The sequence below is a fragment of the Pectobacterium sp. CHL-2024 genome, from assembly GCF_044751765.1.
Classification (GTDB): Bacteria; Pseudomonadota; Gammaproteobacteria; order Enterobacterales; family Enterobacteriaceae; genus Pectobacterium; species Pectobacterium brasiliense.
Genome location: NZ_JBIXKO010000001.1, coordinates 322,081 through 337,534, shown reverse-complemented (window position 1 = coordinate 337,534; position 15,454 = coordinate 322,081). Strand labels below are relative to the sequence as shown.

Genomic DNA, 15,454 nt, shown 5'->3' with positions numbered 1-15,454 from the left:
ATGCGCAGGGAAAGCGTTCGCTTAAACGATCTTCTTCGCAGCCTGCTGCACCAGAATCGACAATTCCGTCGCTTTGAAGATATGCGCTTGCGACATCGCGCTTTCGGTGCGTTCACGACAGTCACGAAGGAAATCCGGGAAAAAGATGCGTTCGACGCTGCCTGCGGGAGTAAAGCGCTGTTCGCCCTCGCCATTCACCAGATAAACAACGTTGCTTTCGCCGCGCGTCAGATCGACATATTTCCTGATTTCGATATAGCCTTCCGTTCCCAGTATCGTCAGGCGACCATCGCCCCAAACGCTCAGCCCATCCGGCGTAAACCAGTCACAGCGGAAATAGCCGGTTGCCCCATTGTCGCCCAGCAGCATGGCATCGCCAAAATCCTCAAACTCTGGCTGGTGCGGGTGGTGATAATTCGCCGTCTGGCTGGTCACCACTCGCGCGTTGGTATTGCCGGTAAAATAGAGAAACTGTTCGATCTGGTGGATGCCGATATCGCAGAGGATCCCGCCGTACTGACGCTTTTGATAAAACCAGTCGGGCCGCGCGCCGCGTTCACGATGGGGACCAACGCCGATCGTCTGAATCACTCGGCCGATCTCACCCCGTTGCACAAGTTCACCGGCAAACAGTGCGCTATCCACATTGATTCGCTCATTAAAGTACACGGCAAACTTGCGGCCGGTTTCGGCCACCCGACGCTGGACGGCATCCAACTGCTCCAGCGTGGTCAGCGGCGGTTTGGCGGTGAAGAAATCTTTACCGGCATCCAGCGTGCGCAGCGCCAGTTCGGCTCGGTCACAGGGAACCACCGCACAGGCAATAAGATCGATAGATACGTCGGCAATCAGCTGTTCCGCAGAATCAGCAAAAGGAACGGCGGGGAACAGTGAGATGAATTTTTCCCGATTATTTAGATCGGACTCGAACACGCCGACCAGTTCCGCGCCCGCAGCAACCAGTTGCCGACACATGTCATAAATGTGGTTGTGCGCTAACCCAATCGCCGCAAATCGAATCTTTTTCATCTCCACCTCTGCCGATATCGTCATGCCGAGCCACTACAATAAGGCGGAAACCGAGCGGGCTAAAGACAAAAGCCGCGCAACGCGTTAGAATTTTTCCTGTTTTTTTAACATATCCACATTTTCCGCAACGCAACTAAAGATAATCATGAAAAGAAAACGTATTCTGATCCCTCTCATCATTCTGATCCTGTTTGTACTCTATCTAAATCGCGATGCGCTGAATCCTTTTGCACCTGACTGTAAAAACCTCCCGGCGAATCAACCCAAGCCCGAAGAGTGTAAAAAACCAGTGAAAGAAGTCGCCCCGGGTTTTGAAATTTAAGCTTTCGAAATTTAAGTCTTCGAGATTTAAAATTTAAGCAGGCGTATTAGCGCGGCTTGGGAATGTTGAACTGTTCCAGCGCGGGATTCACCGTTTTGGCAAAATCTTCCCGTCGGTTCTGGAGCTTGCTTTTGGCATTGAAGAAATTCACCAGCTCCGCAATCCCCATACCTATGCTGAGCGCCCCACTGACCGCCCAACCCACCGGACCTGCGGCCGCACCAACGGCAGAGGCAGCAGCCGCACCGGCGGCTTCACCCGCAATGGCACCCACCACCTTTCCGGCAATCGCTGCGCCCGCTTTGCCAGCCAGCCCAATGGCCGTTTTGCTCCCCGCCGCCTTGGTTAAATCCTCTGCGTGTAGCGACGATTTAGCAAAATTCATTACGCTGCGTCCGGCCTCTTTCACCGCTTGTGCATCGCTTTTTGCTCCGACTCCCGAAGGTGTTGCAGCCGAGGGCGAGGCATCCAGCCCAACAGACCGCGGTGTGGCCGGTGACGCCGTAGAGAAACGTTGGCTCATCGCAGCCTGCGCCAGCGACGGATCGGACAGCAAAATGGTGTTGATCTCGCGCGGTACCGCCTGCTCAAAATGCTGAATCACATCTCCGTCTTTCTGTAGCGTTTCAATACGTTGATTCAGCACCTTTTCCGTTTCTTCGGTATTCCGATACTCACGCCCCGCGACCACCTGCTCCAACGTCTGTTGCAGTTTGACCAGCGCCGCCGATTTTTGCGCCCCGCTGTACTGCTGCGGTTGAGTAAAAACCGCGTCATTCAGCTTGCTGATATCGGTTTTTGCCGCCAGCCCCAATGACGCCGCGTTATGTAGCGTATCCGCCGCGTCCTGGCTGTTCGCCGGTGCCTGCTCGCGAATCCAACTTTTCATATCTTTCATCATCAGTTTGCCATCATGCGGGACTCGTGCCAGCTTCTCCCCTTTGACATCCGCATGTTCCAGAATCCCAAATAATCCAGGATGCGACCAGATCCTCGCAGCCGCTTTTAGCTGGGGCGCTAGCGTCGGGTTATCGGTGACGATCGCGTTTAGATCGGCCAGGGTGCTGGTGCGATCGTTCTTTTGCGGCGGAGAATGCGTATAGGATTTTTTGGCATCGGCGGCATTCAGCAGCGGCTCGTTAGCCAGCAACAGCGCGGATGATTGCACTAACCGCAGCGACTGTGCATCGGCTGCCGGATTTTTCTCCCTATAGTCCTTCACGGCGTGGCTGGCATCGTTGGCGCGCCGCTCCATATTTTTAATAAAGGATTTGGTATCGCGATTCGAGATATGTCCGTCGGCCCTGCCGCCATCTTTTGCCGTATCCATTGCCGTATAGATCGCAGGATTTTCGCGCAGATAGACAAGCGCTTTTTCCGCGTTCGTCCCGCCATCCTGTAGCATTTTCGCCGCCGCCAACGGGCGATTCAGCGCCTTTGCCGCCTTCTCGCGTTCATTTTCTGGCAGATCGCTCAGAAGCGCCGACCACTTTTCCAATGCCTTCGCGTTACTGTATTCCGAGCTATCTATCGCCTGAAGATCGACGATCGGTTTCGGCTCCGCAATCAGCGAACTGTCTGCAATCTGCATGGTTGGCAGCGCGCGCGTGGGTGCCATCGTTCTCAAATCAGAGGGAACCCGCGGTATGTTCGGCGACGCGTCGCCAAAATCGATTGAACGTGAACCCGACCGCATAGCTGGCGATGCTGCCTGCTGTCCACCCAGACTGCTAGCCTCTGTATTATGTTGCGCAGGCAAAGGCGCGGCACTTTCCCAACGGCTTCCACCCTCAATACGATTGATCATTCACGTCCCCATTCTGCTGTCGTCAGGATTAACAAACGGATCTCCCGCATCATGCAAACACAGAAAGGCCTGCAAACGTGCCGATCGCAGCATGACGGAGATAACTAAGCGTTGAGTGGCATAAAACTACGATAAGTTCCTGACGATATTTAGGAGCATTTGATGGCTATTGATCGCTTATTCATTTTTATGGAAATCGCTTTCCACAGAATATTCTCGGAATGATGGCGGGGAAATAAGGCAGTTCACAGGTTAAGTGTTGTTCAATTACATATCACTATCATCATTAACATTCAAGAGACACCTCTTCTTCTCTGACAACCATTTTCTCCGTTACGTCTATTCCTGACGCTTACAATAACCAGACTAAATGATTACAAAAAATTTCAAAGAGTAACTAAATGTGTGATCCACATAAATGAAACAACGTTTCCTTTTCACCATAATGCCACTCACCCTAATTATCAAGTCTGCTGATAATTAGACTAACCGGTAAACGGTGGGAATTATCAACATTCACTCATCAGCATAAGCCATTTCGCTGATTGAAATACGCATAAGCTACGTCGTATATAAGGAGTCATCAATGCATTGATAGCAACCTGATTTACCAGGGAGAAAGCCCTGTCTGACATTATAAATGGCGTCATCATCATTCCTGGTGATTCTATTTTTACGCCCAAAAAATGACATCAACTGTCTGGTTTTAAAGATAGAGACTGCGCTCGCCAATAATATTATTTATTCATCAAAAAAGAGAAAGACAGAATGAAAATATACACACGTAACCTACTCATCGTTTGTGCCGGATTCACGCCGTTCCTCGTCCAGGCAGAAACCGACGGCAAAACCACCTTCCAGTATGAACACAACTGGAAGACGGAAGACCGCCGCCACTCAGACTCTATCAAGCTGATTCATAAGAAAACTAACGGCTGGTCGTACGAAGTCAAATTCAGTACGTCAGCGGGCGGGAACAGCAACTACGACGTTGCCTATGACGATATGCAGGGCGGCTCTGGCGGCATGGTGATCGGCAAAGACTTCAAGTTAAGCAAGGCCGCCACCTTAACGCCGAGCTTCGAATTCTCCATCGGCAATTCAACCATGATGTACCAGCCGGGGCTGAAATATAACTACCGAATTAACAGCGACTGGTCCACTTATGGCCGCTACCGCTATGAATATAAAAAGCCCTCTCGCAGTTCGCGTTATTCGACCATTTCCGCATCTGACAAATATGGTTACGCAGGGGAATCTTATTTGTCAAAATCGGACACCGGACGTCATCGCCTGGATGCGGGGGTAACGTATTCAGGTTTGGATAAAATTAATCTGACTTACGTCTTTAACTACTACATCGGTGATAACACCACAAAATCGTATAAATACAGCAAGGGTGAATTCACGGAAAGAGAATACGCGGTTTACGATAATGGGAAAACAGATTATGAACATCAGTTCAAAGTTCAATATAAGTTAAACAAACAGCTAACTCCTTACATTGAGTATGATGATATTAGCCAATCCAGCACATCATCAAGCCGTCAGGGGAAAATCAAAGTTGGTTTCAACTACGTTTTCTAACAAACACAGAATTTTATAAAGGAAATACACCGTATTTCGTGCCGTGTTGATGAAGAAAATGAATTCATGAATGAATTTTGTCTATCAGCGCACAATTTTCATAATTAACGAACAATATTAATGGTGCCCATAATGAAAAAACGCTACCTTGTGGCCGGTATTCTCTTTGCCCAAATTTATGCTATTTCCGCGTCTGCCTCTGATACCAAACTCAGCTATGAACATAGCTGGGGAACAATGAATCGCTATCACGGTGATGAAATCGGTATGCGGCATTTTATGGATAATGGCCTGTACGTTGGCGTTGAGCTGAATTTTTATAATAAGAATAAAGATCTGACCATCGATGATGTCGTCTCAAATTCTTATGCTTTTTATACTGGCTATGCCTACAACTTAACGCCTGAGTTAACCCTGACGCCGAATCTGGAAGCGCGCTTCTATTCTGGCGGCACCAGCGGCGAAGGCACCGTGGGTGATATCGGCGCTAGCCAGAGTTCCGGCGCACGCTATACGCCAGGTTTGAAATTGACCTGGGCTGTGACTGATAAGACGGATCTTCATGCGCAATATCGCTATGACCTCAGAAAAATCACCCGCAGCAAACGTACCAGCACGGATGATGACACTCACCGTCACCGCTATGAAGCGGGCGTGGCCTACAAAGGTTTCGACAATTTCACGCTGGCGTACACCGCTTATTACTATCACGCGGATTACGTGCTGCAAAACAACAAAAAGCATGACTATCAACAGGATTTCGACGTGTCTTACACCATCAACGACAACTGGACTGCACACGTTGGCGTTGAAGATGTCGCCAGCGGACGCGATGTGAAATCGCGTGAAGGGAAAGGAAAAGTCGGCTTCACCTATACGTTCTAACCACGGCTTACCTTTCTAACAACAGCTTACTGCTATGCCATCTTTCTCGGGGATCCTGTTCATCAAGTGGGATCCCTTTATTACAGCTCTGGATGAATCATCGTTACAGGTAGATAACATGAAAAGATTTGCGCTGTCGCTCCTTGCGGGTCTGGTCGCTTTACAGGCCAGCGCCGCTACGCCTGACCGTCTCACCATCGTCAATCAGTATGTTGATAACGTGCTGACCAAAGCTGGCGACCACTATCACGGTCAGTCGCCGACGCCATTACTTGCGGATGGTGTCGATCCGCGTACGGGCAAACAGATGGAGTGGATTTTCCCTGATGGTCGTCAGGCCGTGCTCTCCAACTTCTCCGCACAACAGAACCTGATGCGCGTACTGGTCGGGCTCAGCAACCTGAGCGGCAACCCTAGCTATAAGCAGCGTGCCGAAGCGATAGTGAAGTATCACTTTCAGCACTATCAAGATGAGAGCGGCCTGCTGATTTGGGGCGGCCACCGTTTTGTGGATCTAAAAACGCTACAGCCGGAAGGTCCGAGCGAAAAAGAGATGGTGCATGAACTGAAAAATGCCTATCCCTACTACGATTTGATGTTCAGCGTCGATAAAGATGCAACCGCACGCTTTATTCGCGGTTTCTGGAATGCGCACGTTTATGACTGGAAGATCATGGAAACCAGTCGCCACGGTAAATACGGACAAAAAATGGGTGCGCTCTGGCAAAGCCCGTTTGAGCAACAGCCGCCCTTCTTCGCCACCAAAGGCCTCAGCTTCCTGAATGCGGGTAACGATCTGATCTATTCCGCCTCGCTGCTGTACAAATACAATAAAGAAGACGGCGCGCTGGTCTGGGCAAAACGTCTGGCACAGCAGTATGTGCTGCCGCGGGATAAAGCGACTGGACTCGGCGTGTATCAGTTTACGCAGGCGCTGAAGCGCGATGAAACCACCGACGATGCTGATACGCATTCCAAATATGGCGATCGCGCCCAGCGTCAGTTCGGCCCGGAATTCGGTCCTACCGCGCTGGAAGGCAATATGATGCTGAAAGGACGCACCAGTACGATCTATTCCGAAAATGCGCTCATGCAACTCCAGTTGGGTAAAGATTTAGGTGCGGAAGGCAAGGAACTTCTGACGTGGACAACCGATGGCCTGAAAGCCTTTGCCAAGTATGCCTACAACGAGTCCGATAACACGTTCCGCCCGATGCTCGCTAACGGCAAAGATCTTTCCAATTACGTTCTGCCACGTGATGGCTACTACGGCAAAAAAGGCACCGTGATCAAGCCTTATCCTGCGGATAATTCATTCCTGCTTTCGTATTCTCGTGCCTATACCGTTTTACCGGACGCCGAGCTGTGGCGTGTCGCACGCGGCATCGCTCGCGCACAGGGGCTGGGTGAGTTAGGTTCAGCGCCGGGTAAAGATGTCAAAGTGGATCTCGCTACCAAGAACAACGATCCTTACGCCCTGTTCGCGCTGCTGGATCTGTATCAGGCGAGTAAAGTGAAAGACTATTTGTCGCTGGCGGAAAAAGTGGGCGATAACATTATCAGTACGCGTTATCAAAACGGTTTCTTCATGGCCGATCCCAACCGACAATATGCCGATGTCGATACCATCGAGCCTTACGCTTTGTTAGCGCTGGAAGCGGCGGTACGCAATAAGCCACAGTCCGTTGCACCGTTCCTGAATGGTGCGGGCTTCACCGAAGGCGGCTACCGCATGGAAGATGGCTCAACCCGCGTGTCCACTCGCGATAACGAGATCTTCCTGTTGAACGTTGGCGAAACCTTGAAACCCAACAACAAGAAGTAAGCGTTAACCCTCAACATGCCAATGGTGGTTCGCTGCCATTGGCAATCCCCTCTTGTTATCCTGCTCAATTATTCACCGAACAAGATCGTCATTATCAGGTGTGATTTTTTAATCATATGCTGCTTAACATGTGGAGCTTACAGAACGTAATGCCGGCCACGATGAACGTGACCAGCATGAAGTAACGCAATAATTTTAAGCGTTAGTTAACCAGAGGGACTTCTGGGTGCACGCCGAGCCATCCCGGAGTCGGTTCGCCTTTCGCTTCCCCCACATACAAACTCAGCTGTGCGCGAAAACGTTCTACTGCCCCACGATCGTACATGAAATCAGCAAACGCCTGAGGACGGGTATTACGGTATTCCCAGATATGTTTGTAGCCCACTGGCGGCTCAACGTCAGTACGCACCGACCACATACGTGAGACCTGAGTTTGCGTTTGTGGATCCAGCACCCAGCTTAGGTACAGCTTGGCACTTTCCGGGTGTTTAGCCTGTTTGAAGATAGCGGCACGTTGCGCCCAGGAGACAAAAGGATCGGACTTCGGCAGAACAAAGCGAGTCACAGCATCGGCTGCCGGAACGAGCGCACCGGAACTGGTAAACGTCGCGCTATATTTTCCTGTCGCGATCTCAGCACCGGGTACGTTGGTGCCGCGCACGTAGACGGGATCCTGCTCCTGCAATTTTTTAACAAAATCCCAGCCATATTTATCCACGGCCAGCTTGTACCAGAACAGCACCGCATCGTCGTCGTTCGGATAGGCCAGAATCAAATTACCTCTCAGATTGGGACGAAGGTAATCATTAACCTCACGCGGCCAGGATTTTTCATCGAGAAGCTGGGTGTTGACCAAATTACTGAATGCGATGACATAGGCACCAGTCCAGGCACCATCTGCATCACGAAATTCCGGGTAGATTTTGTCCCAGCCACGCGCTTTGTAGTTCAGCAGCACGCCTTCTTTTTTCCAGCGCGGGAAATTCTGCACCGTTTGCAGTTGCACCACATCAGGAATCAGTGTGCCGGTCGCCAGTTGGTTATCGATACGGGCATCATGGTATTTGCTGTAATCGACAATCACATTCAGTTTCATGCCAGGAAAACGCGTCTCAAATGCCCGCTTGAAGCCAGCCTGCTGTGACTGCACATCGCCACCGGCATATACGGTGACCGTACCGCCTTCTCTCAACGCACTCTGATAGATTTGATCCAGCGAACGCGTCTCAATTTCGACGCCCGCCTGACTTTGTCCGACGCTGAGACCGGCCATCATGGCTAGCATCAGCACTGTTTTCTTCAGGTACTTCCCAGTGTATTGCATTGTGATTTCCTTCACTTAATGAATAAAACCCGTACCGACAAACGACAGATAGCAGCCGTTAAAACGGCAACGGTGTAGCCAGCGAATCGCGGGTCAGCGACGCGCAGGATTGGATCGACGTTAGAGGATCGTCAAAAATAAATCAGAATAGAAAGCGCATAGTCCTTCATTTATATATCTCCCATCCGAGGATCATCTCCCCGTTTCCATTGGGGTATTTAGCCTTGAGTTTACAGGATTAAATAAAAACACATACGAAGAAAAAGCGAACAATATAGTTAAAAATATTGAACAGCTAAAATGATATGACACTTTCAGGTGGGGATAGATGCAATATAAAAATATAGAATTGAATTATTTATATAATAAAATAATTACAATTTAAATGATATTAATTAATACCATATCGATATGGAAACATTAGGGTTGAAATTTATTTTTACACAGAGGGAAAAACATCACCGGAGAATACATTTTCTGGCATAACGTCAAGATAATCCGGGAGAAGACCATATTCATCCAGAAACACCCGATGCTGTGCAATAATTGCGAACGCTTGCTGCAACGGCGCTTTTATTTGTTCTGCACCGGCAATCCACTGCTGATTATACCGTAAAAACTCCGCCGTTTTTTCCAGTTCCGCTAACGACCATTGATCGACGGGATCGTAAGCCAGTTCAAGCTCGGCGATATAGGTTCGAAGCTCAGATAAATAATGCTGAAACAGATCAAAATCAGCCACGGTGGCACAGGCAGCTCGATTAAAAAAAGCGTTAAATGCCTGCTGAACCAATCCCCTATTCATATAATGCACATCCCTAATCTGTCTGATTTTCGCCACATATTCTATATCAACTTATTGCGCGTACGGCACCGAATACACTGCAAATATTCTGCATGGCCCCGGCTCGCAGCCGTGGAAAACGCCACTTTCCAGATGTTTTTTCGCTTCATCAAAAGACGCTAGCAGGCAATGCGCATTAACATCCAACTCTTGCGCCATATGGTTGCAGGATAAATAGGAACACTCTGGTGATTGCTCAAGGTGGAAAGAGACAATATCAAAACCCTGCAACACTTTTTGCTGTGGTATCTTCACATCGGTATCAAAAGATGCTTCCGGCTCAAACAGGCTCCATTCTACTGTATCTTCATCATACTGATACTCGTATGCCTCATAATAAAACATCGTAGTATCGGCCAGATCAATTCCTTCTTCTTTCGCCAGAGAACAAATCACCTCCGGCGAATCAAACAGCCAGTAGCCGTTATGACGCCAAAACTGAATATATTCACAAAAGGCATCAGAGACACAGCAGCTCACCGAGTAAATGTCCTTTACCTGATCGGCGTTAAGCCAGTCCGGTTTTAACGCGACTCTTTTAGCTAAATATCCGATGGGGATCATATTATTTCCATCCTTCGACTGAAGAGAACCATACCTATAGAAAACTATAAAAATGATGGCCAATTAGGATATTTTAGCCATTTTTAGCGAATGACCTTTTTATATATAGAATTACTTATCCAATATTTCAGGATCATACAAAGGTGATGCCTGCATTTTGGGCTTGATTTCTTCATGCCAAGCCTTAAAAATCCAGTCTTGTGGACGATTATTTATCACAGGATTGGCCTTAAGATCGATTTCTATTGCTTTTTCTATATTCCTATAGCATTGCATATAGTCAGGTTTCGATAGTTTAGAGAAATCTAAGGTTTGATCGTATAAATCATATGTTTCATAGATTTCCTCCATAATCTCTTTGCTTATCTGGCTGATGTAGGAGCGTAAATATTCAGCAATAACATCAATTGCTGAAGACCCCAATGACACACCGTTATTTTTTGAAAAATACAAAAATCCAGCCATTTTTACCTCAAGATAACAATCTTTGCCTTATCTGCCTGAGACAAGGTTAACCTTCTGTACGCACGACATTCATCACCTGCGCACCGATGTGCCTGTTCAGGCGTTTTTGCTCTTTCTCTTTGTTAAAACACGTTTTTCACGTGCTCAACTTCACGGCTCAGCGTGGTGATATCCTGCACATTACCGGCCACTGAGCAGGAAAATTTGAAAATTTAGAACTTAGATGTAATAACCACAAACAGGATTCTTACTGTCACACACATTAGCTTAGCCAATTTTATATTTCATACAGATGTCATTTGCTGTTAACTCACCATTAACCAACTGATTATATTCACTCTCTATAATTTTCACTTTCTGTTCTCCAACTCCCTGAGCTCCTGACAAACAGGAAAAAATATATTGATGTTCATTTAATTTTTTGACTCTCCACCAATCAGCGGTTGAGAATTCATCATCTCCCAGTGGCGCGTTGTCGGGATATGAAAATAGTTTCTCTGTATAATATTTACTCATATCGTTAATTCACTACCATCATTATATTTATTTAAATCAATAAGCTGGACCTTTGATTTATGTGAGAAATCCACTACAGATTCAGAAATACCATCAAATGTCTGTCCTCCAAGCAATCAAAATTGATTTGCGTCGATCCCTGCTTCACCGTATCCCGCAACAACAGACTGCCGCCGCCATGCCAATCGTCATGATATGAAGCGCTATTACATGAAGGCAACGGACTGGCAGTTGCGGGGTTTAATACCGATACACAAGTCACCATTACCGTTGAGCACGGTCAACTGCTGATCCGTGTCGTGGCTGAATGACCGAAAAAAATCCCGGCATTTTTAGGGAGCAGTGATCGTTGAATTTATTTTGGATATGAGATTGCGATCTTATATTCATCACAGATAAATCCCTCATCTGCTTTATTGTGAGGGGTTCTATCCGTTGAAAAATATCTCAATTTAGGCTCTTCTTTCTTTATTTTCAGTTGTAATTCTTGTGACATTTCCTTAGAAAGGTATATCACTTGATCCATGTTAGACCATCCATCTGATATCTCCTTTACTGAGTTACCCTCAGCAAGCGATAATTCAATGACATGATTTATATGAGGTGAGCTTGTCATTTTACATCCTAATTTTATTTACCTATAAAATAAAGAAAAATCACATGAATTTATAAAACCAAAAACATCATTAGTTATATTTAAAAGAAATTATTTGTGATAAAATCATGATGTTATTTATCCCCAAAAAATTTCCACGATAATGCATGCTTTTTTGATTCAGTATGGAGATAACTTTCAATTTTTTTCCACATAGACTCGTCTTCATCAGAAGCTGTAACTAATGCTTCAATAAGTCCACTTGCCACCGCAGTTGATAAATCAGCATTTTCTGAAAGCATTCCAGTTTCGATATGCTGGAAAAACTCTAACTTATCTGATTCTCTTAAAAAATCCAATTGGTTTACTAATGTCTTACCCACCAATGAGAACAATAAAATAGTCGGGGAGTTATCTGGAAGCCAATATTTGACACCCTTATTTACTTCATTTTTTATGTACTCTGATTTCTGGGTGAAAACACTAAGGTATTCATTAATATATTTTTCCATTACTACTCACCTTTAAGGTAACTGGTTGGAAGTCGCCGAGTTTGACACAGATATATCAGTCGTCATCACCGTTGAGCACGGCCAACTGCTGATCTGCATATGTCTGAATGACAGAAAAAAACTCCCGACTTGTTTTAGGGGCCGGGATTACATCATTTAAGAGTTGGATAATTTTTCTATTTTCTCTATGTCCATAATTATCTGACTATCAATATCATTTTTATCCAGTTGATTTAAGAAAAAACCAATTCTCCGAAAACAAGGTAATGCAACTTTTATCGCATCACTATTTAAAGAGGATATAGACGATATTAATTGCCCATCATAATCCTCTCCAGCCAGAGGGTCTTGCTTTAAAATAGTTTCAGCTTTTGGCAAGACATCGACTAAAAACAGATCTTGCCTTATTGCGCGAGCAATATCACCAACATCTAATTCATCAAGAGAAACATCTATAATACTACTAAACCATTTATCCAAAGATGAATTTTCATTTGGTTCATAATTGCTATTACTAATCAGTAATAACTCTCTAAATGTTGTCATATTCCGTGTCCTTTTACCGCTAATTCAAGTTTATTAATAGCATCAGTTGCTCCGCCGTAAGCTGCCTGCGCCTCAGGATTATTAACATTTTAGTGTATTAGAATGATTTTAAGACCATTAAGAGTGTCTTTCATTTCCTTCATATGGTTCCAATACTTACGACTACCATCAGCCTTTTCTCCATTTAATCGCGTAGCCCACGACCGATAGTATTCCTAAACTCAGCAGCAAGTGGCTGGAAGGCCTTGGCTTCAACACCGGACAGTCCGTTGTCGTCACCGTCGAACGCGGTAAACAACTCATTGAGACAGAACTCCGGTTCTGACAGGCAGATATAAAAATCCCGGCCTTTTTAGGGCCAGGATTTAGTTTTAATAAAAATCCGGATCTATTCGCTCTTCACTTTTCAATATCTCAAGAAAACGTTTATAAGCCTTTTCATCACCCTCAACTAAATCATCAAGCAATTTTTCTTCTATTAGAGGTTTGAAAAAAACACCATCTTCAAAAAAGACAAAATCACCACAAAGCGTTGATTCAATCACCTTTACTTTTTTAGAATCGTAAGCAACCAGCCCATTATAACTCTTAGAAAAACCGTAAAAATAGGTTTTATCGCCCATCCAATAAATAGCAAAAACTTCAATTATTTCATATTGATCTTTTATTATCATTTTACTTTATCCTTTATTGAATCAATGACTTTGGATGGATCTGTTGAAAATCTCTGCGGTGTTGTAATTTTCATATCGTATGCTTTACCAGTATATGAATTATACTGGTAGTGAACAGTTATGCTTGTGCCATCAGAAAGTTTTTGGATAACTTGCATTTTCTGAAAGCCAGCAGTTTTAGGAAATCGAGGGTCTTTATTCATACCTTGAAGCATTTCGCCACTCGAAGGACTTTTCTTAATTTGATTCCATAATACTTGCTCATTCAGATCCCTCGGGAACGGATTCTGTATCCCCTTTGCTGTTGATATAGACTCAGCCTTTCTGATTAATTCCTGTTGCTCTCTTGTCAGCGGCGATGCATTAGAGCTTCCGCCGATAGGTCTTTCGAGCGTCAGACCAGATATAACTGCAGCCAATATTCCTTTGTTAATATTATCCTGATGCAATTGAGGGTTGTTAACCACTGGTTCGAGCTGGGAAATCGAGTAACTTACTAACTCCTGACATTGACCGACACAATCCGCTGAAACAGCAAGCAACTTCAGTTTTTCCAGTTCTGCTTTTTGTTCCTTCAACGGGATACCGGTCGATAAGGCTTGATGCTGTTTATCTTTATCTAACTGGCTAAGTTCAGCTTTAAGTTGATCTCTTTCCTCATCTGTCTTCGCATTCGCATATTTCTCAGTGAAGGTCGTGATGTCCTTATCACTCAGATAGTTATTCTCCACCGCGTTGCGCCCGGACTGCGCGCCGCTGGCGGCGGAAGCGGTGCTGTCGCCGGCCAGACCGGATACCAGCCCGGAGGCCAGCGTGGAAAGCGCGCTGACTGACTGCTTTTCCGCTTCCGTCAGGTCGTTCGCCGTCTTGCCGGGATATTGTGCGGCCATAATCGCACGGGCGGCCAGTTCGCCGCTGGAGGCACCAATCGCCCCCGCTGCCGCATCCTGACCTGACAGCTGCGCGACTACTGCACCCACCACCGCGTGCGCCATCGCGTTGGCCGCGATATCCGACGCCGTGATTTTGCTTTCGTCCTTCGGTATCGTGACGTCTTTCACCAGTTGCGCCAGATACGGTGATGCACCGCTGGCAATCGCTTTCTGAATGTCCCCGCCCGCCAGTGCCTGGATCGCCGCCGTGGCTGCCTGTGCCGCACGCTGGAAATCACTGCCTGTGCCGTATTTCTGCATCTCGGCCTTGTAGGTCGGCGATTCCGTCAGCGCCTTTTTATAGACTTCCCATTCCTGCGCCGAATCACCGTCTTGCGGACGTTTGACTTTGGCGTCGCCCTTAGCTTCCGCCGCTTTCTGCGCTTTCAGTTCGCCTTCCGTGCGCACGATATCCATCACCTGCGCGCCGATTTCACCAATCAGCTGCGCCTGTTTCAGGCGTTTCTGCTCTTTCTCTTTGTTAAAGATCGGGCTGAGCGCGTTGTTCGCGTGCTCAACGTCACGGCTCAGCGTAGCGATATCCTGCACCTGCTTCGCCGTATCCCGCAACAACAAGGTGCCATCGCCATGCAGACCGCAACGATATGACGCGCTATTACCGCCGCAGCCCCAGCCTGCACCTCTAGGGGAACTGGCAGGAAGCCGCGGGGGCTGGGACGGATACACCGGTCACTATCACCGTTGAGCACGGCCAGTTGCTGATACGAATTGTGGCTGAATGACTGGCAACAAAAAATCCCGGCCTGTTTAGGGCCGGGATTAACTTTATTTCGACAAATGCTCCAGATTAAGAAGGTGAACCTTCGCTTTTTCTATCACATCTAAAAAATCATCATACTTAAACTCAAGAACACTATTTTCATCAGGATAAATAATAATATTCACTGATTTTTTATCCTCAGATAACGATATTTCACCCCATTGAACTCGATTAAAAGATAACTCAGCATAGAGATCTTCACGTTCAAAAGAGCTACCTACACTATATTCCAACATATCATTCTCA

The 15,454-nt window shown here is 46.6% G+C and carries 19 protein-coding genes and 1 pseudogene; 7 read left to right on the top strand and 13 right to left on the bottom strand.

The annotated features are described in order from the left end of the window. Positions 1-21: 21 nt before the first annotated feature. A complete protein-coding gene (locus ACIPUG_RS01425; protein WP_400337014.1) occupies positions 22-1,029 on the bottom strand; it encodes a Gfo/Idh/MocA family protein in 1,008 nt (335 codons plus the stop codon). A gap of 145 nt (positions 1,030-1,174) precedes the next feature. On the opposite strand from ACIPUG_RS01425, the gene ACIPUG_RS01420 reads away from it, so the two are divergent. Continuing rightward, positions 1,175-1,351 carry a hypothetical protein gene (locus tag ACIPUG_RS01420; protein ID WP_010285665.1) on the top strand — a complete coding sequence of 59 codons (177 nt, stop codon included), beginning with the start codon at positions 1,175-1,177 and terminating at the stop codon, positions 1,349-1,351. A 46-nt stretch (positions 1,352-1,397) separates the two neighbouring features. Here the strand turns inward: ACIPUG_RS01420 and ACIPUG_RS01415 are convergent, their stop codons facing one another. Beyond that, positions 1,398-3,158, bottom strand: a complete 1,761-nt coding sequence (locus ACIPUG_RS01415; RefSeq protein WP_400337012.1) for a type III effector HrpK domain-containing protein — start codon at positions 3,156-3,158, stop codon at positions 1,398-1,400. A gap of 768 nt (positions 3,159-3,926) precedes the next feature. On the opposite strand from ACIPUG_RS01415, the gene ACIPUG_RS01410 reads away from it, so the two are divergent. From ACIPUG_RS01410 to ACIPUG_RS01400, 3 genes are all read left to right on the top strand, one after another. Beyond that, entirely contained in the window at positions 3,927-4,745 is an 819-nt protein-coding gene (locus tag ACIPUG_RS01410) for an oligogalacturonate-specific porin KdgM family protein (protein ID WP_039467361.1), read from the top strand. Positions 4,746-4,877: 132 nt separating this feature from the next. Beyond that, on the top strand, positions 4,878-5,630 hold the full coding sequence (locus ACIPUG_RS01405) for an oligogalacturonate-specific porin KdgM family protein (RefSeq protein WP_039286334.1): 753 nt from the start codon (positions 4,878-4,880) through the stop codon (positions 5,628-5,630). Positions 5,631-5,748: 118 nt separating this feature from the next. Then, positions 5,749-7,455 carry a pectate lyase gene (locus tag ACIPUG_RS01400; RefSeq protein WP_039286332.1) on the top strand — a complete coding sequence of 569 codons (1,707 nt, stop codon included), beginning with the start codon at positions 5,749-5,751 and terminating at the stop codon, positions 7,453-7,455. 202 nt (positions 7,456-7,657) lie between these two features. On the opposite strand, the gene ACIPUG_RS01395 is transcribed toward ACIPUG_RS01400, so the two are convergent. From ACIPUG_RS01395 to ACIPUG_RS01375, 5 genes are all read right to left on the bottom strand, one after another. After that, positions 7,658-8,779 (bottom strand): ABC transporter substrate-binding protein, encoded by a 1,122-nt coding sequence (locus ACIPUG_RS01395; RefSeq protein ID WP_203449028.1) that lies wholly within the window; start codon positions 8,777-8,779, stop codon positions 7,658-7,660. 439 nt (positions 8,780-9,218) lie between these two features. Next, complete coding sequence (locus ACIPUG_RS01390) at positions 9,219-9,521, bottom strand: hypothetical protein (RefSeq protein ID WP_400337010.1); 303 nt, start codon at positions 9,519-9,521, stop codon at positions 9,219-9,221. Between the two features lie 114 nt (positions 9,522-9,635). After that, positions 9,636-10,187 carry a hypothetical protein gene (locus ACIPUG_RS01385; protein ID WP_400337008.1) on the bottom strand — a complete coding sequence of 184 codons (552 nt, stop codon included), beginning with the start codon at positions 10,185-10,187 and terminating at the stop codon, positions 9,636-9,638. 111 nt (positions 10,188-10,298) lie between these two features. Next, positions 10,299-10,652: a hypothetical protein gene (locus ACIPUG_RS01380; RefSeq protein ID WP_180791788.1), complete on the bottom strand. Its 354-nt coding sequence runs from the start codon at positions 10,650-10,652 to the stop codon at positions 10,299-10,301. A 267-nt stretch (positions 10,653-10,919) separates the two neighbouring features. Next, on the bottom strand, positions 10,920-11,168 hold the full coding sequence (locus tag ACIPUG_RS01375) for a hypothetical protein (RefSeq protein WP_180791786.1): 249 nt from the start codon (positions 11,166-11,168) through the stop codon (positions 10,920-10,922). Positions 11,169-11,392: 224 nt separating this feature from the next. Here ACIPUG_RS01375 and ACIPUG_RS01370 point away from each other — a divergent pair, with 224 nt between their 5' ends. Continuing rightward, positions 11,393-11,479 carry a hypothetical protein gene (locus ACIPUG_RS01370; RefSeq protein WP_338326728.1) on the top strand — a complete coding sequence of 29 codons (87 nt, stop codon included), beginning with the start codon at positions 11,393-11,395 and terminating at the stop codon, positions 11,477-11,479. Positions 11,480-11,523: 44 nt separating this feature from the next. Here ACIPUG_RS01370 and ACIPUG_RS01365 read toward each other — a convergent pair whose 3' ends face one another. The 3 genes from ACIPUG_RS01365 to ACIPUG_RS01355 form a co-directional block, all read right to left on the bottom strand. Further along, on the bottom strand, positions 11,524-11,784 hold the full coding sequence (locus ACIPUG_RS01365) for a hypothetical protein (RefSeq protein WP_400318520.1): 261 nt from the start codon (positions 11,782-11,784) through the stop codon (positions 11,524-11,526). A 113-nt stretch (positions 11,785-11,897) separates the two neighbouring features. Continuing rightward, positions 11,898-12,275, bottom strand: coding sequence for a hypothetical protein (locus ACIPUG_RS01360; protein WP_400337006.1), 378 nt, complete (start codon positions 12,273-12,275; stop codon positions 11,898-11,900). A gap of 156 nt (positions 12,276-12,431) precedes the next feature. Beyond that, complete coding sequence (locus ACIPUG_RS01355) at positions 12,432-12,821, bottom strand: contact-dependent growth inhibition system immunity protein (protein WP_400337004.1); 390 nt, start codon at positions 12,819-12,821, stop codon at positions 12,432-12,434. Positions 12,822-13,032: 211 nt separating this feature from the next. Here ACIPUG_RS01355 and ACIPUG_RS01350 point away from each other — a divergent pair, with 211 nt between their 5' ends. Continuing rightward, entirely contained in the window at positions 13,033-13,146 is a 114-nt protein-coding gene (locus ACIPUG_RS01350; RefSeq protein WP_180791957.1) for a SymE family type I addiction module toxin, read from the top strand. Positions 13,147-13,192: 46 nt separating this feature from the next. Here ACIPUG_RS01350 and ACIPUG_RS01345 read toward each other — a convergent pair whose 3' ends face one another. Next, the gene (locus ACIPUG_RS01345; protein WP_180791778.1) at positions 13,193-13,495 is read right to left on the bottom strand and encodes a hypothetical protein; all 303 of its coding nucleotides are present in this window, start codon (positions 13,493-13,495) and stop codon (positions 13,193-13,195) included. After that, complete coding sequence (locus ACIPUG_RS01340; RefSeq protein WP_400337567.1) at positions 13,492-14,385, bottom strand: VENN motif pre-toxin domain-containing protein; 894 nt, start codon at positions 14,383-14,385, stop codon at positions 13,492-13,494. The genes ACIPUG_RS01345 and ACIPUG_RS01340 overlap by 4 nt, the downstream gene beginning before the upstream one ends. A gap of 725 nt (positions 14,386-15,110) precedes the next feature. Between ACIPUG_RS01340 and ACIPUG_RS01335 the strand changes: the two are divergent. Further along, a pseudogene (locus ACIPUG_RS01335) lies at positions 15,111-15,170 on the top strand (hypothetical protein); the annotation flags it as partial. A gap of 43 nt (positions 15,171-15,213) precedes the next feature. Here the strand turns inward: ACIPUG_RS01335 and ACIPUG_RS01330 are convergent. Then, positions 15,214-15,444, bottom strand: a complete 231-nt coding sequence (locus ACIPUG_RS01330; protein ID WP_014700153.1) for a hypothetical protein — start codon at positions 15,442-15,444, stop codon at positions 15,214-15,216. Positions 15,445-15,454: the final 10 nt, after the last annotated feature.

Bases quoted from the DNA above. Each gene is read 5' to 3' on its own strand.
- ACIPUG_RS01425 (WP_400337014.1), bottom strand. From the start codon at position 1,029: ATGAAAAAGATTCGATTTGCGGCGATTGGGTTAGCGCACAACCACATT.
- ACIPUG_RS01420 (WP_010285665.1), top strand. From the start codon at position 1,175: ATGAAAAGAAAACGTATTCTGATCCCTCTCATCATTCTGATCCTGTTT.
- ACIPUG_RS01415 (WP_400337012.1), bottom strand. From the start codon at position 3,158: ATGATCAATCGTATTGAGGGTGGAAGCCGTTGGGAAAGTGCCGCGCCT.
- ACIPUG_RS01410 (WP_039467361.1), top strand. From the start codon at position 3,927: ATGAAAATATACACACGTAACCTACTCATCGTTTGTGCCGGATTCACG.
- ACIPUG_RS01405 (WP_039286334.1), top strand. From the start codon at position 4,878: ATGAAAAAACGCTACCTTGTGGCCGGTATTCTCTTTGCCCAAATTTAT.
- ACIPUG_RS01400 (WP_039286332.1), top strand. From the start codon at position 5,749: ATGAAAAGATTTGCGCTGTCGCTCCTTGCGGGTCTGGTCGCTTTACAG.
- ACIPUG_RS01395 (WP_203449028.1), bottom strand. From the start codon at position 8,779: ATGCAATACACTGGGAAGTACCTGAAGAAAACAGTGCTGATGCTAGCC.
- ACIPUG_RS01385 (WP_400337008.1), bottom strand. From the start codon at position 10,187: ATGATCCCCATCGGATATTTAGCTAAAAGAGTCGCGTTAAAACCGGAC.
- ACIPUG_RS01380 (WP_180791788.1), bottom strand. From the start codon at position 10,652: ATGGCTGGATTTTTGTATTTTTCAAAAAATAACGGTGTGTCATTGGGG.
- ACIPUG_RS01375 (WP_180791786.1), bottom strand. From the start codon at position 11,168: ATGAGTAAATATTATACAGAGAAACTATTTTCATATCCCGACAACGCG.
- ACIPUG_RS01365 (WP_400318520.1), bottom strand. From the start codon at position 11,784: ATGACAAGCTCACCTCATATAAATCATGTCATTGAATTATCGCTTGCT.
- ACIPUG_RS01360 (WP_400337006.1), bottom strand. From the start codon at position 12,275: ATGGAAAAATATATTAATGAATACCTTAGTGTTTTCACCCAGAAATCA.
- ACIPUG_RS01355 (WP_400337004.1), bottom strand. From the start codon at position 12,821: ATGACAACATTTAGAGAGTTATTACTGATTAGTAATAGCAATTATGAA.
- ACIPUG_RS01345 (WP_180791778.1), bottom strand. From the start codon at position 13,495: ATGATAATAAAAGATCAATATGAAATAATTGAAGTTTTTGCTATTTAT.
- ACIPUG_RS01340 (WP_400337567.1), bottom strand. From the start codon at position 14,385: ATGGCCGCACAATATCCCGGCAAGACGGCGAACGACCTGACGGAAGCG.
- ACIPUG_RS01330 (WP_014700153.1), bottom strand. From the start codon at position 15,444: ATGTTGGAATATAGTGTAGGTAGCTCTTTTGAACGTGAAGATCTCTAT.